15 protein-coding genes, 1 pseudogene and 1 riboswitch are annotated in these 15314 nt (G+C 31.3%); of the genes and pseudogenes, 11 read left to right on the top strand and 5 right to left on the bottom strand.

Annotated elements, in window-relative coordinates; genetic code table 11:
- Window positions 1-79: 79 nt before the first annotated feature.
- Window positions 80-1387 (bottom strand): protein kinase domain-containing protein, encoded by a 1308-nt coding sequence (locus IGI47_RS13245; RefSeq protein ID WP_002299558.1) that lies wholly within the window; start codon window positions 1385-1387, stop codon window positions 80-82.
- Window positions 1384-1674 carry a hypothetical protein gene (locus IGI47_RS13240; RefSeq protein WP_002330356.1) on the bottom strand — a complete coding sequence of 97 codons (291 nt, stop codon included), beginning with the start codon at window positions 1672-1674 and terminating at the stop codon, window positions 1384-1386. Before IGI47_RS13240 ends, IGI47_RS13245 begins: the two co-directional genes overlap by 4 nt.
- Window positions 1675-1736: 62 nt before the next feature.
- Here IGI47_RS13240 and IGI47_RS13235 point away from each other — a divergent pair, with 62 nt between their 5' ends.
- From IGI47_RS13235 to IGI47_RS13220, 4 genes are read left to right on the top strand one after another with little or no spacing between them, the layout of a single operon-like run.
- On the top strand, window positions 1737-2657 hold the full coding sequence (locus IGI47_RS13235; RefSeq protein ID WP_002299560.1) for an ABC transporter ATP-binding protein: 921 nt from the start codon (window positions 1737-1739) through the stop codon (window positions 2655-2657).
- A 1-nt stretch (window position 2658) separates the two neighbouring features.
- A complete protein-coding gene (locus tag IGI47_RS13230; RefSeq protein ID WP_002299561.1) occupies window positions 2659-3465 on the top strand; it encodes an ABC transporter permease in 807 nt (268 codons plus the stop codon).
- Window positions 3466-3476: 11 nt separating this feature from the next.
- Entirely contained in the window at window positions 3477-4688 is a 1212-nt protein-coding gene (locus tag IGI47_RS13225) for an alpha/beta hydrolase family protein (protein ID WP_002299563.1), read from the top strand.
- A gap of 51 nt (window positions 4689-4739) precedes the next feature.
- Window positions 4740-4973 carry a hypothetical protein gene (locus tag IGI47_RS13220; protein WP_002299564.1) on the top strand — a complete coding sequence of 78 codons (234 nt, stop codon included), beginning with the start codon at window positions 4740-4742 and terminating at the stop codon, window positions 4971-4973.
- Between the two features lie 171 nt (window positions 4974-5144).
- Here IGI47_RS13220 and IGI47_RS13215 read toward each other — a convergent pair.
- Window positions 5145-5674, bottom strand: a pseudogene (locus IGI47_RS13215) (recombinase family protein).
- Between the two features lie 278 nt (window positions 5675-5952).
- On the opposite strand from IGI47_RS13215, the gene IGI47_RS13210 reads away from it, so the two are divergent.
- Both IGI47_RS13210 and IGI47_RS13205 read left to right on the top strand, forming a co-directional pair.
- Entirely contained in the window at window positions 5953-7653 is a 1701-nt protein-coding gene (locus tag IGI47_RS13210) for a hypothetical protein (RefSeq protein ID WP_438784433.1), read from the top strand.
- A 429-nt stretch (window positions 7654-8082) separates the two neighbouring features.
- On the top strand, window positions 8083-8391 hold the full coding sequence (locus IGI47_RS13205) for a hypothetical protein (RefSeq protein ID WP_002299568.1): 309 nt from the start codon (window positions 8083-8085) through the stop codon (window positions 8389-8391).
- Between the two features lie 146 nt (window positions 8392-8537).
- Here IGI47_RS13205 and IGI47_RS13200 read toward each other — a convergent pair whose 3' ends face one another.
- Together IGI47_RS13200 and IGI47_RS13195 are read right to left on the bottom strand one after the other, a co-directional pair.
- The gene (locus IGI47_RS13200) at window positions 8538-9140 is read right to left on the bottom strand and encodes a recombinase family protein (RefSeq protein WP_438784432.1); all 603 of its coding nucleotides are present in this window, start codon (window positions 9138-9140) and stop codon (window positions 8538-8540) included.
- Window positions 9141-9269: 129 nt separating this feature from the next.
- Window positions 9270-9860, bottom strand: coding sequence for a recombinase family protein (locus IGI47_RS13195; protein ID WP_438784431.1), 591 nt, complete (start codon window positions 9858-9860; stop codon window positions 9270-9272).
- A 263-nt stretch (window positions 9861-10123) separates the two neighbouring features.
- A riboswitch (FMN riboswitch) is annotated at window positions 10124-10257 on the top strand.
- Window positions 10258-10366: 109 nt separating this feature from the next.
- Between IGI47_RS13195 and ribD the strand changes: the two genes are divergently transcribed.
- The 5 genes from ribD (at window position 10367) to IGI47_RS13170 (ending at window position 14737) form a co-directional block, all read left to right on the top strand.
- Window positions 10367-11440, top strand: a complete 1074-nt coding sequence (gene ribD / locus IGI47_RS13190) for a bifunctional diaminohydroxyphosphoribosylaminopyrimidine deaminase/5-amino-6-(5-phosphoribosylamino)uracil reductase RibD (RefSeq protein ID WP_438784430.1) — start codon at window positions 10367-10369, stop codon at window positions 11438-11440.
- Entirely contained in the window at window positions 11425-12045 is a 621-nt protein-coding gene (gene ribE / locus IGI47_RS13185; protein ID WP_438784429.1) for a riboflavin synthase, read from the top strand. Before ribD ends, ribE begins: the two co-directional genes overlap by 16 nt.
- Window positions 12042-13217, top strand: a complete 1176-nt coding sequence (gene ribA / locus IGI47_RS13180) for a GTP cyclohydrolase II (RefSeq protein WP_438784428.1) — start codon at window positions 12042-12044, stop codon at window positions 13215-13217. The genes ribE and ribA overlap by 4 nt, the downstream gene beginning before the upstream one ends.
- A gap of 18 nt (window positions 13218-13235) precedes the next feature.
- A complete protein-coding gene (gene ribH / locus IGI47_RS13175) occupies window positions 13236-13697 on the top strand; it encodes a 6,7-dimethyl-8-ribityllumazine synthase (RefSeq protein ID WP_438784427.1) in 462 nt (153 codons plus the stop codon).
- Window positions 13698-14236: 539 nt separating this feature from the next.
- Window positions 14237-14737 (top strand): YbhB/YbcL family Raf kinase inhibitor-like protein, encoded by a 501-nt coding sequence (locus IGI47_RS13170; RefSeq protein ID WP_438784426.1) that lies wholly within the window; start codon window positions 14237-14239, stop codon window positions 14735-14737.
- The last annotated feature ends 577 nt before the right edge of the window (window positions 14738-15314 follow it).

Here is a 15314-nt window from a genome sequence, read left to right as displayed (position 1 = left end):
CTTAGCGTTATTCAATAGAATAATTTATTGATAGAGGACATTTAAGTTGTGCAGATTAGTTGAGTTTAACTATAACAATTTAAACGCTTAGGGTCCTTAAATCATGTTCAAGCATATCTAGTGAATACCTAGCGGAATGATACTGAGCTTGTAAATAGATAAAATAAAAAGAACTAGTACCTTTATCTATTGAATTTCTTTGTAAAGTTAATTTATTGTGGTCATTTTTATAATTACAATATAGATCGAAATTATCCATAAAATATAATAGACTGATAATGCTGTAAACATCTGTATATTGGTCTATATTTAATCGGTTTGCGTTATAAAATCCAGGAGTACCCATAATAATAGAAGGTGGATTCCATTGTTTCAAATCATAGGAAAATTCAAAATCAATCACAGAAATTTCTTGATGTTCATCAATTAAAACATTATCGAATGAAATATCCCTATGAATAATATTATATTTTTCATGGAGCAATTTAACTACTGAAATAATTTTTAAAATAATTGATTTTATTTTTTCAGGAGACAACGGTTCTTTTTTCATAAATTGATATAGAGTCTCTTTATTTAGATAATTTATTTCCAAGAAATAAGAGTTTTCTAAATAAAAATCGTCAATAAACGTTGGAAATTGATTTTCTTTATTTAGTTTTAAGAGGCTCCTCTTTTCTAAAGATAAAAGATTAATAGTATCCACATTATCGATTGTTAAATCACCTTGATGTATACCTTGTTTTAATAGTACTAGCTCATTTCTTTTTAAATCAAGGCATTGATATGTTCCACCTTTACCAGTTTTCTTTATAACTTTTAATAGTAATAAATGTTTAGGAATTTCTTTTAGTCTGGGAATATAGTAATCGTCCACAGGTATAATTATATCGTTCGGAATAGTTTTATCTCTAAGGTCATTGAAATTAGGGTCTACAACTATTTCTCCATATCTATAATTAACCACAGAACTTAACATATATCTAAAATCTGAAGGGATTTCAGGAGATAAGTCTGATTTGAAAATCAGTTCTAGCTCATTAAGTGTATAAAGAAATTCATCATCATCGTTTGGATAAATAGTGATTAACTTTCCTATTTGAGAATATCCTAATGCCCCAGTATTTTGTATGTCAAATTTTGCTAGAGTAGAAACGATTTTAAAGTCTAGTTGTTTTGTTTCATTATAGTTTAAAAATTTTTTAGCTATATTAATGGCATTATTAGTATTAGCACTTAAATGAATTTTAAATCCCTGTTTTTTTTTGTTATACATTTGTTTGTATGCATAAATCCAGTGATCTTTTTTTAGGGGATGTAAGTTATATTTAGATAATAAATTAAAATAGATACCATGTTGCCTCTTAACTCGATCATAGTAGTTCATATTAAAAATCCTTTATCATATATCTGCTTGCCATCGTTCAATGCTAGTACATAAAGGGAATGAGCGTATATATTTATTAATAAATTTGCTTCAATACCTTCCGCTAATAATATTTCTGACAACGTAGAAATACTGTAACGATTTTTTCTTTTATTATGGTAGGATAGAATTATAAAATCATAAAATAAATAGGAGGTTTGGGGTGTGAGACTTCGATTATCCTTATAGGAATCAATAAATTTTTTTAAAACATTCTGAATTTTCTGATCGATGGTTCGTTCAGCCATATTAGAATCCCTCTCTTTTAAGTAAGATTTAATTAATTATACCTTAGAAAAGGAGTTTAGTAATGAAAAAAAATGTATTAGATATAAAAGATTTAAGTCTTAAATATGGAAAAAAATTTGCGATAAAAGACATTAATCTTTCCATATTTACCGGTGAAATAGTAGCATTAGTTGGGCATAATGGAGCAGGTAAATCAAGCTTATTCAATATTATTGCTGGGATTCAAACTCCGACGACGGGTTCAGTAGAGTTTGATCAGGATTTTATAGAAAAACGATTATTTGCAACTATAGGTTTTTCACCGCAGACTCAGGTGATGGATTGGTACACAAATGTGTGGGATAACGTTTACTTAGGCAGTCAATTAGCAGGAATAGATGCAAAAACAGGAAAATTATTGACCGAAAAAGCCTTAGATTTATTAAGTATATCGGATTTAAAAAATAAACCTGTAGATGCACTATCTGGGGGACAGCAACAACGTGTTCAAATTGCGCGCTCCATTGTTCACCAGCCTGACTTCTATTTGTTAGATGAGCCAACAACAGGACTAGATGCAGAAACATCTAATCGGTTGTTGTCATTTTTAAAAAAAGAAGCAGCTAAAGGGAAATCAGTTTTTGTGTCGTCACATGACTTACATTTATTAGAAGAATTTTGTGATAATTTAGTTTTGATAGATAAAGGAAGGGTTTTATACGCGGGGGATCTAAAAAATTTCTTGATCGAAAACGCGCCTAAAAAAAGTTACCAGATTACTACTGATAGATCAATCCATGAAGAAATTATTCATAAGTTAAATGAAAAAGGTATTGCTGTGACAGGATTAGACAACTTTCAGTATAGATTTATATTAAATCAGGAAAGTGATTTAACACAATTGTTTATGGATACAAAAGAATTCTTTAGAATAGATGAAATTGTTAAGGAAACTATGTCATTAAGAGACTTATACATTCATTATAGAGAAGGGGGTCTTTAAAATGATGCCAAGTCAATTTAGGGAGCAACATTATTTAGGAATAAAGGGATTAAAAATCATTGTAAAAAATGAGCTAAATGCGTTTCTTAGAAACAAAGGATTGATCATATCACAATTGGTTCAACCGATCTTGTACTATATTTTTATTGTCTTAGGTATCAATAGTTTTGTCACAAATATTGCCTATGAGGGGAAAACAATTTCTTATGCCGATTATGCTTTAACTGGGATTTTGGGAATATTGATTATTTCACAAATGACTCAAACAATTTATCGAATTACTATAGATAAAAGATATGGTCTATTAGCTTTGAAACGTCAAAGTGGAGTTTCACCATTTTATTACATTATAGGAATGAGTATGTATCCTACTATAGGCATATGTATTCAGTCTAGTGTACTTTATATTATAGCTACTTTGTTTGGAAGCTCAATTGGTTTAATCAATTATTTGGCAGGGATAATAGTTGTGATAATTGTCTTGTATTTTTGGACATCCATAGCTGCGTTGATTACGATGAAAATTAATGATTATCAGCGAAGAGATTCAATTATTTCGTTTATTATTACTCCATTAGGGTTTACAGCTCCTGCATTTTATTTAATTACAAATGTCCCTACATTTATTAAAGTTATTGGTTACTTTAATCCGTTAACTTATCAACTATATGCAATAAGGTCTATAGTATTTGCTACACCAGCAAATAGTTTATTAATCATCGTTTTAGTATTTTTAGCCACATTGATTATGATAAGTATTTCGTCATTTGCTGTTTCCAAGATGAGTTTAGTGCTGACAGAACGATAGAAGGTGACTGAGTGAGAATCCTAAGCATTTTTTTTACTAATGATCGAAAATGTATAATTGCAAGTATGCTAAGTAAAACAGGTAATTATAGACTTTATTATTCGCTGTATCCATTTGAAAAGAAAGATATGATATGCGAAAGATCTTTTATGATAGTGCCAATAGGTATAAAAAAAGGAAAGCTTATCTATAAAGAAAAAAATCAAGTGAATCATTTTTATGTGCCTAATTGTAAAGCCTCTGGTTTCTTAAATAACGTCAGATCAATTGATTATAATACTCTGTTGCATGATACTTATAAAAATTTGAGTTTAACTGTTACGAATGATAAAGGAGGCAATATTGTATTTGTAAACCAAGAAAAATTAAATATTCCAGTACATTTTACTGTAAAAAATTGTTATTTTCTTGATAACAAAACATTGATTCTTTTATGTAGTTCAACTTTGAATAGCTCAATGCTAGTTTATTACAGTATTCCTGAAAGAGAATTAAATTATTTAAAGATGACTAGTCAACTTACTTTCCCTCTTTCTTTTTTTGAACATCAAATAATTGGTGAAAAAAAAATTCCTTGTTTAACTCACATTAATAGAAGTGATGATACAGTTCTGATATGTTTGCATGGAGGACCTAAATATCACTATAATCATGAATACTTAGATTTAATCTTTGATTTCTATCATAATTTCAATAATATTTGTTTGGTGAATTTTCCTGGAAGTACAGGATATTCCCAAAAATATGAAAATGAGTTAATAGGTAACGGAGGTGTTGTTGATGTTGAAGCTGTAAAATCTGTCGTTAGCTATTATGATTCTCAAGGATTTAAAATAAAAATATATGGTGAGAGTTATGGAGCGTATATCGCAATCTGTCTCTCTCAATTTATTAATTTTAGTATAGCAAGAATAGTCTCTGTTAGTGGATTTACAAATTTATTTTATATGTATCTTTGTTCAGATTCGAGAAACCTTATTGAAAAGTATTTTTCTGATTATAGGAAATTTTCTCCAGAAAAAAATCTGGCAATGAAAGAATTATTACCTATAAGATTTCTTCATGGAAGTGAAGATAAAACTTGTCCGATTGCACAAATTAACTATTTTGTAAAAAAATACGAAGGAATGCATTTGACAGTACTAGATGGTTTTTCTCATTATGAAGTAGATATAAAAAAAGAAAAAATCAGAAATAAAAGAATAGTCAGATTATTGAAGTAATTACTGATGAATGTTATCATATAATTATAAACTTTACGGAGGTGCAGTATTATGTCTAAAGAATTGAAAAAACTGGTTGCAGATTTACAGGGAAATATGGATGTTGTCGGTGAATTTATGGATAGTCCTCAAAGTGTCTTGGATAAATACAATGTACAAGGTAAAGAAAGAACTGTGATGTTGGCAAAAGATAGCGAAGGTTTGAATAAACTAGGGTTTTCGAGTCAGTTAGTTGAAGGAGCTTTATCTGGTGCTCACAGTCAAAGATGTCATGCACCAATATAAAAATATTTCCATATCCCTCTACTTTATTTATGTAGAGGGATATTATTGTGCTAATAGCATTGTTAAGTCAATCAATTATACTTAAATAGTCTGATTTATTTGCAAAGTTGAAGTTTAATTTATTGTAGTTTTAGATATCTGAGAATAAAGAGAGCTGTTTCCTTACCATACTTACAAATCGTTTTTTATTCTATAAACTGTTTGTCTAGTGATGTTATAATTTTTTGCAATTTTTGAAATAGCAATACCCTGATTTAGATCCTCAACGATGCTTTTATAAACAAGGCGACGTTGGGGATCTTTTGTGTCTGCGCTGTATAACTTAGGACGTCCTTTATAAACACCATTTGCTTTTGCAATCTTAATTCCTTGTGCCTGGCGTCGTTTAGATTCTGTACGTTCCTGTTCGGCAATCATGGCCAGGATCTGAATGATTAAATCCTTGATGAACTTATCCAAGAGAGGATTGCTTCAGCCATGATTGGTAAACTAGTGATGATAAGTTGTACATTTTTTCTTTTTAGATAATTAACCGATTCAATGATCTCGTCATAATTTCTTCCAAGTCGATCGATGGCTTCCACGATAAAAATATCTTGTTCTCAGACAAATTCTAAAGCTTCTTGGAAAATTGGTCGATGAGTAATCGTTGCTCCAGATTGTTTCTCAATAAATATTTTTTCTGCGCCGAACTTCTTCATTTCTTCAAGTTGCCTTTGTTCATTTTGATCAATCTATGAAACTCGAAAACAACTGACGAGGGTGGAGGAGGAGAGCAAAGTAAAAGATGTACCAAGCGAATGACAGTCTATGAACAAATACTCAATCAACCTAATTTCAATAAATTACTTCAACTATTTTAGTATCCGCAAGTTGAAAAATTTAATTATTCTTTTGAAGTTGTTCTTTTATATAGTATTATTGAACTATGCATAAGACGTGTTTTTTAATAAGTTAGGAACAAAAAGGAGAATAGACAATGAGAGTAGATTTTCATATACATACTCAAAAATGCAAATCTGGAGATAGTTCCAAAAGAATAATTAATCCAAAAGATTTTATAAAAAAAATGGATGAGAACAATGTAGTTATGTGCGCTATTACAAATCATAATAAATTTTGTAAAGAAGAATTTCAGGAGATAATGGATATGGAACCTAACTTTTCGATTTTTCCTGGGATAGAGCTAGACTTAAAAATAGATGATAAGAAACATTACCATACAATTGTTATTTGCGATCCAAATGAAATGGAACATTTTTATGAAACCTTTGATAATGATAATAATAGAGATTACGATAACTTTTATTTAGAATATCAGGATTTTATAAATAAAGTGAAAGAATTCTCCAGCGAAAAAATTGTGATAATTCCTCATTTCTTAGATAAGGATAAAAAAAGAGCATTTACACTCAAGGATAAAGAAAAACTACTTAAGGATTTAGAAAATTATATAATAATTTTAGAGCCTGGAAAAATTCAAACAATGGGTATCATAAATGGGCATGATGAGATTTCTTTACTTGGAAGTGATGTACAAGATTGGAATAAATATAGTGAGTATGAGCTACCTGAAATAAAGTTTAGAATAAATTCTTTTAGTAAATTTTATGAACTTGCTAAAAACCCAAAACAGTTTATAAAAAAACAATTAGATGCTGCTCAAAAGATTGATGTTGTGATTAATGAAAAGCAAAATACAGTTCCTATATATGAAGATATAAATATTGTATTCGGAGAAAAGGGAGCTGGAAAAACAGTATTTATGTCTAGATATCTTTTGCCACACTTTCAAAGAATTGGAAAAAAAGTATTTCTACATGAGGGAAAAAATTATAATACTGAATATGAAAATATTATAAAAAAATATAAGGATTCAGTAGAAGCTGACGAATACTCACAGGAAAATATAAGATATAGTTTTGATAAAGTTATTGGGTATAACGAAGATAGTATCCCTAATTTTATTCAATCAATATTGGAATATCATAAAGCAACAAAAGTTAGTGCGAATGCGTTATTAATAAAAAAAACAGAAGCAACATTTACTGAAACAAATAATAGTAATTTTGAAAAATTATATACTACAGCTATGCAAAATAAAAAAAAGATAATAGATGTAATAAATATCAATAACCAACTCAGGAACGAGGGAGATAATGATAAAAATAATCTAAACGAAGAATTGAATAAGTTGAAAAAAGATGTAATAAAAAAACTAAAGTTTAATTATAAAAATATTTATGTAAATAAAAATACTGATATATTACTAGAATTAATCAAAGGAACTGTAACCAAAAAAACAGGTAAAATTGCTAAATTAAATAAACTTGGTTTTTCGGATTTAGTTTCTAAAAGGTTAGAGTTCATGGAAAACATTAATAACATAAACAATCATTTAGACTGTATTAAACAGGGGGGGGAAAGGGTAAGCTTAGGTGAATTGCCTAATAAAGGAACTATTATCTTAGAAGTAAAAATAGTCACCTTATCTCCTGAATATGTATATAAACAAGGTTCTGTATTTAATAGAACTAATATTGCTTTGTTTAGAGATTTAGTGAAAAAAATAAGTACCTTTTCTGCCAGATCATTCAGTGAAATTAATAAGTATTTTTCACATATTGAAAAAAATACTGACGGCAATATATTTATTTCTGAAGTGATAAAAAAGAAGTAAATATACTAAAGGAATATAAAAACACCTCTGAAGCATATACACCTTCAGAGGGAGAGAAAGCTATTTTATCAATAAGTGGATTATTAGAGAATACAAAATTTGATTGCTATCTGTTTGATGAGATAGAGAGGGGTCTAGGAAATAAATACATTTCGGATTATTTGATTCCTAAATTAGACAACTTACGGAATCAAAATAAATTAATTGTACTGTCAACGCATAATGCTAATATTGCAACTAACACTTTACCTAGTCAGTGTATCTACTGTGACTTTAAAGATGATAATAGCAATGGATATTTTTATGGAAATATGTATTCTGGAGAACTTGTTGGTTCTCTAGATCCATCTGAAATACTTAATTGGGAAGATAAGGCATTAGATCATTTAGAAGGCAGCCAGAATATGTTCAGTAGGAGGAAAAATTTATATGGAATTTGATAATAAAATAATTAAAGTAGAAATACTTAGAAAAAAAGAAAAGGTTAGTTTAACTTTTAAAGAATTAAATAATTTAAATATAAATTTAAGTGATAGTTCTGTTGAAGATATTAAAGAATTATTTAATAATATTTTTGATAGTATTGTAGACGAAAATAAATTAATTGTTTTTGAACTCGTTGATGAAAAAAATGATTTATTTCATGAAGTAGCTGTTGACATAATAAATCGATTAAACTTAGAAATTGAACAATCAAAACCTGAATTAGTAAAAATTATTCAGTTTAATTCTCAATAAATAAAACGATAGTTACTTGATGGAAAACCAAAACAAACATGTAACGCTATCAATGAATAGAAACAAGAATATTGTGGAATAAAATGCTTTTTTTTGTGCGTTGCTGTTATTGCTTCAGATTTTATCTCCCTTTAAGTATTTTTTGTTCAAGTGAGTTCGCTTTTAATTCTGTAAACTGTTTGTCTAGTAATATTGTAGTCTTCCGAAATTGTTGAAATAGCGACGCCATTCTCAAGATCCTTAACGATGCTTTCATAAACAAGGCGACGTTGGGGATCTTTTGTGTCTGCACTATATAACTTAGGGCGTCCTTTATAAACACCATTCGCTTTAGCAATCTTAATTCCTTGTGCCTGGCGTCGTTTAGATTCTGTATGTTCCTGTTCGGCAATCATGGCCAAGATCTGAATGATCAAATCTTTAATGAATTTATCCAGGAGAGGATTTCCAATTGCTTCAGCCATGATTGGTAAACTAGTGATGATTAGTTGTACATTTTTCTTTTTGAGGTAATTGACTGAGTCAATGATTTCGTCATAATTTCTGCCTAATCGATCGATGGCTTCGACAATAAAAATATCTTTTTCTCTAACAAACTCTAAAGCTTCCTGAAAAATCGGTCGTTGGGTGATCGTTGCTCCAGATTGTTTCTCGATGAAAATTTTTTCTGCGCCATACTTTTTCATTTCTTCAATTTGCCGTTGTTCATTTTGATCAATCGACGAAACTCGAATATAAGCAATTTTCAAAAATTTACCCTACTTTCTCGAACTATTTAAAACACACCCTAATCATACATTAGAAAACTAGATTTTTCAATGATCGGTTAGTGTCTATTTAGGGTACGCTGCCTTGAAAAATAAGGAAACGCCCAAGTGTTACTTAAGTGTTTCCTTATTTTTTTCTTCTATTTTATTAAGGTAACGATAAATAGTTGTTCGAGAAACATTCCAACGTTCGGCAATCGTCTTAATAGGCGTACCATTATCTACTAGAGTCTTCAGTAGTTCCAAATCCTGCGAGGTTAACTTCTCAGGACGACCACCAAACCTTCCTCTTGCACGTGCAGCTTCCCTTCCAGCAGCCGAGCGTTCCAAAATCAAATTGCGCTCAAATTCGGCAAATGCCGCAAACAAATGAAACATAAGTTGTCCAGTAGAGCTAGATTTGTCCATTGTAATATTTTCTTGAAGACTATGAAAACTCACACCACGTTCATTCAAACGATTGACGATTGAAATCAGATCTTCCATATTTCTTCCCAGCCGATCCAACCGCCAAACTACGAGAGTATCTCCAGAACGAACAAAATCGATAGCCGTTTCCAATCCTGGTCGATTACTTTTTGCTCCACTCATATGATCGGTAAAAATTTTCTCGCAGCCAAATTTGTTTAAACTATCTTCTTGTAAATCTAAATTTTGTAATCCGGTAGATACCCGTGCATATCCTATTTTCAAAAAAATCACTCCTAACTAAAATCTATTGTAACATAACTTTATCTATATAGATTAAATGAACATAGATTTTGATATGGGTTTATGAACACTAAAAATATAGAAAAATTTAAATTTAAGGTAAAAAAAGCAAGTGTTCAGAAACAGACCATTTTATGGACATTTCATTCTTATTTTATTCATCCGATTAACATTAATAAAATACTGACGTTTATACTCCACTTTATTTTAGGTTGACATATTTGAGCTTTAAGAATATACTCTAAACGAATTGAATATTTCTTCGGGGCAGGGTGTAATTCCCGACCGACGGTGACGAGTCTACTCGAAGTCCGTGACCCACATTTTTGTGGTTGAGCCAGTGAGAATCTGACACCGACAGTTAAAGTCTGGATGGGAGAAGAAAAATCGACTGAAGATCGGTTTTATTTGTATTAAAATCGATTATCTTTAGGTTTATTTAGTTATGCCCTGTGATTAATTTCGCAGGGCTTTTTTTGTTGAAAGGGGGAATTGATATGCACCAGTCTTTCATGTTAGCTGCGATTGAAGAAGCAAGAAAAGGAAAGGGAAAGACCTTTACCAATCCATTAGTTGGAGCTGCTATTGTTAAAGAAGGAAAGCTACTCTCACTAGGTGCCCATTTACATTATGGCGAGGCTCACGCTGAAGTAAATGCTATTAAAAATTGTAGCTCCCCCGAAGAACTGTTTAATTCAACTTTATATGTTACTTTAGAACCTTGTAACCACCAAGGAAAACAGCCACCTTGTACGCAAGCCATTGTCCAGTCTGGTATCACAACGGTAGTCATAGGTCAGCTTGATCCGAATCCTTTAGTGGCAGGAAAAGGCAGAGAATTTCTACAAAAGCATGGAATCAAAGTAATTGTAGGTGTAGAAGAAGAGAAATGTAGAGCACTGAATCCTTTTTATAACCACTTTTTTGAAATGGATCGTCCCTATATCACACTAAAACAAGCCGTTACACTAGATGGAAAGATTTCTATAAAGAAAGGTTCTCGGCACTCAATAACAAGCCCAAAGGCAATTTCAAGAGTACGGAAAGAGCGAGGGGAATACCAAGGAATTGTGGTGGGGAGCGAAACTGTTCTAGTTGATAACCCTCATTTGTTGCCTGATGCTGAAAATATTTTCCCGCCAGTGCGCATCGTTTTGGATCGTAGAGGGCGGATTCTTAAAAGTCCTGAACTCAATCTTTTTCAAATGACAACAAGTCCGGTCTGGATATTTACGGAAAATCATGAGCTAAAGGAAATATTCCCCCATGTAACAATTTTTTATACACCTAAGTTTTCTTTTGCCTTCTTTATTGAGACCATGAGAAAGAAAGGTGTTCAGTCGTTGTACGTAGAAGGAGGAGCGAAAATCCATGATGCTTTTTTAGCAGAAAGTCTCTGGGACGAAGTCATCAGTTATATTGCTCCCAAACTTTTTGGTGGAACAAGTCCGATGTCCTTTCATAGTGAACGTTTAGTCTCTAAAGACCAGCAATTAGAATTTTTGGAAGTTGAACAGCTAGGAGAAGACATTCGAGTGAGGGGGAAACGAAAGCAATGTTCACAGGATTAATCGCCGAACAAGGAATAGTCAAAGAAATTAGACGAAACCAGCAAATGATCCAACTCACTTTTCAGGCTTCCAACAGTATACTAAGTGATTACAACATTGGTGATAGTATGGCAGTCAATGGGGTATGTTTAACTGCTATTGAGGTTTCAAGTACTTTTTTTAAAGCTGAAATAATGCCTGAAACTTTTAAACGGACCACTTTTTCCACCGTAAAAGTGGGCGATAGAGTCAATTTAGAACGAGCAGTTTTAATGATGCAACGTTTTGAAGGACATTTTGTTGCGGGACATATTGATACTGTTACAAGGTTGATTAAGAAAGTAGAGAATCAAAATGCATTAGTTTTGACGTTTGCTTATCCAACCAAATATGCAGGTGAAATCATTCCACAAGGATCAATTGCAATTAATGGAGTAAGTTTAACAGTGACGGAAACAACAGCAGCAAGCTTTTCAGTTAGTCTGATTCCACATTCTAAATCCTTGACAAATCTGGGAATTTTAAGTGTAGGTCATCTTGTGAATATAGAAACGGACATGGTTGGAAAATATGTAAAGGCACAGAGAAATAAATTTGAAATGTATAAGGAGAAGGACTTACTATGAGTAATATTACTGAAGCGATTAAAACTTTGAAAAAGGGCGGTCTAATCATTGTAGCTGATGATGAAGATAGAGAATCAGAAGGAGATTTGGTTGGTTTAGCCGAATATGTGACACCTGAGGCGGTTAATTTTATGACAAAGTTTGGTCGAGGATTAATCTGTGCGCCAATATCTAAGAGCATTGCGCAACGCTTATCTTTAGGAGAGATGACAGCCCATAATACTGATGCGTTTGGTACAGCTTTTACGATTAGTGTGGATCATAAACATACGAAGACTGGTATTTCCGCATTTGATCGAGCAACTTCCATTCAAGCATTGGCTGATCCTCATTCGAAATCAAATGATTTTCTTAGACCAGGACATATTTTCCCTTTGATTAGTGTAGATGGCGGAACGCTTATACGTCGAGGACATACCGAAGCCGCAATTGATTTAGCCAAATTAGCTAATAGTATAGAGGCCGCTTATATTTGTGAGATTCTGAAAGAAGATGGAACGATGGCAAGAATGAAAGATCTGACCCGTTTATCTGAAAAATGGCAATTGCCCTTAATTACGATTGATGAGTTGGCAAATTATTTAGAAGAAAATAGTCATATAACCGTAAATTTACCGACAGATTATGGTGATTTCAAATTGACTATTTATGAAGACGGAGAAAAACGGGAGCATCTATTGTTAACAAAAGGAGATATTCAAAATAGTCAATCTCCTACATTAGTCCGTGTTCATTCAGAATGTTTAACTGGTGATGTCTTTGGTTCTCATCGTTGCGATTGTGGTGAACAGTTACATGAAGCAATGAGAATGATTGCAGAAGAGGGGACTGGAGCTATTCTTTATCTTCGTCAAGAAGGTCGTGGAATTGGATTAAGAAATAAGTTAAAAGCTTATCAATTGCAAGAACAAGGATTTGATACTTATGAAGCAAATATTGAATTGGGCTTTGCTCCGGATGAACGGGATTATCACTTTGCAGCGGATATTTTAAAATCAATTGGTACAACGTCCATTCGATTACTTACAAACAATCCCGATAAAGTAACAGAGCTACAACAAGATGGAATTACGATTGTCGATAGGGTACCCATTGAAACCGTTCCACAAAAGGAAAACCAATCCTATTTAAAAACAAAAAGAGATAAGTTCCACCATTACTTATCAGTATAAAAATAAAGGAGCAAGAAAATGACAATTTATGAAGGAAATTATTCTCCAAGGGATCTTCGAATAGGAATTGTAGTCGCGCGATTTAATGAATTTATCAATCAAAAATTATTGCAAGGAGCATTGGATAATTTAAAAAGACATGGCGTTAAAGAAGAACAAATTGATATATATTGGGTACCGGGAGCTTTTGAAATTCCTTTTATTACCAAAAAACTCAGCAAAAAGGATAGTTATGATGGGTTGATTACGTTGGGGACAGTGATCAGAGGCGCAACTACTCATTATGAATTAGTTTCCAATGAGGTAGCAAAAGGTGTCGCACATATTAACCTAGAATCCAATATTCCCGTGATGTTCGGTGTATTAACCACAGAATCCATTGAGCAAGCAATTGAAAGAGCAGGTACGAAAGCAGGAAATAAAGGTAGTGAAGCTGCTCAAGGGTTAATTGAGATGATTTCTCTTTCACAACAAATTTGAAAATTACTAATTTTTAGAGTATGGCGAGTTTACTGAATACAACAAACGCAGTTATTAATATCAAAAGTGCCTGTCAAGAATTATCCTGACAGGTATTTTTGATAAGTAAAATGGTCACGTATGTAATTATAATTTCTGTAATATTTTGCCATTTAAAGATAAAAAATATGCCATTTAAAAAGAAAAGTGACACCGACAGTGTCTATTTAGGGTACACTCAAAATAAACACTTAATTGATTTTATACACTATAAAGTTTATCATTGTTTATAAGCTATATAGTGTATAAAAGGAGACTAATATGTCAGAAAAGAAATATAATTTGCATGACAATGATTTAATGACTGCGACTGAAGCCAGCCTAAGATGGGGATACGATTCAGGTTATGTGAGACAAATGAAGAAAAAAGGAACTTATTGAAATTGGATTAATTAATACTGATAAAAAAGTGGGTAATTGACTTTAATATATATAGAAAATAATATGTATTTGTAAGTTTTATTTAGATTTTCTATATAATATTTTAAGGAGATTATTTTATGAAAGTAACTAGTAAAGGAATAATCGATGGTATAATTCAAGATAAATATGGAAAGAGAGGAAATACTGATAAACATGGAATTCCTACGTGTTCATTACCACTAAAAATAGAAAATGCACCTGAAGGAACAAAAACATTTGCTATAGTTATAGAAGATAAAGATGCTATACCAGTTAGTGGAGGTTTTTCATGGATACATTGGGTAGCTGCTAATATAACTAAAGAAGAAATAGAAGAAAATGAAAGTAGAACGAATAAGAGCATTATTCAAGGTTTAAATAGTTGGATTAGCATTCAAGGAGGAAAAGTAGAAAAAGAGTTTTGTATGTATTATGGAGGTATGGCACCTCCAAATAAAGAACATATTTACGAAATACATGTTTATGCATTAGATTGTTTTATAAATTTAGAAAATGGTTTTTATTTAAATGATTTATGCAGAGAAATGGAAGGACATATTTTAGACCAATTTACATTAAAAGGATTGTATAATTGTTAATATGAGTATATACGAAATTATAATGCTCATATGTTTTGGAGCTGCATGGCCATTTTCTATATATAAGTCATTAAAATCTAAATCAACTAAAGGGAAAAGTTCATTATTTATGATTGTACTAATAATAGGATATGTTTTCGGAATATTAAATAAGTTATTAGTGAAGTGTGATTATGTAATATATTTGTATATTATAAACGCGGTAATGGTTGGGATAGATTTAATTTTATTTTATAAAAATAGAGCTCTGGAGAAAAAATATTGATATCAATATTTTTTCTTCAGAGCATGGAACACAATAGGTATATAGCAGGTTTCTAACATGTGTTTTAAGCTTGGTTTTATGCTATTTTGTTATTTGTTAATCCCGACTGTAGAATGTAGAAAATGACATGCTATTTAGTGTTCATACGATGATTCTAAGGTCATTTAGGATTTATAGGTTATATAGTTGGTCAAACTGGGCGAATTAGAACCTACTTATAATTGCTAATCTAGTAGAGTAAAGAAAAGTCAGACATTTTTGTCTGACTTTTTTCTTTTTAGGTAGTTCCCCTTTACAAAAACGAACATATGT

The sequence above is a fragment of the Enterococcus sp. AZ191 genome, from assembly GCF_051713845.1.
GTDB lineage: Bacteria > Bacillota > Bacilli > Lactobacillales > Enterococcaceae > Enterococcus_B > Enterococcus_B durans.
The sequence above is the reverse complement of the archived record's forward strand: the minus strand, read 5'-3'. Positions and strand labels throughout refer to the sequence as shown.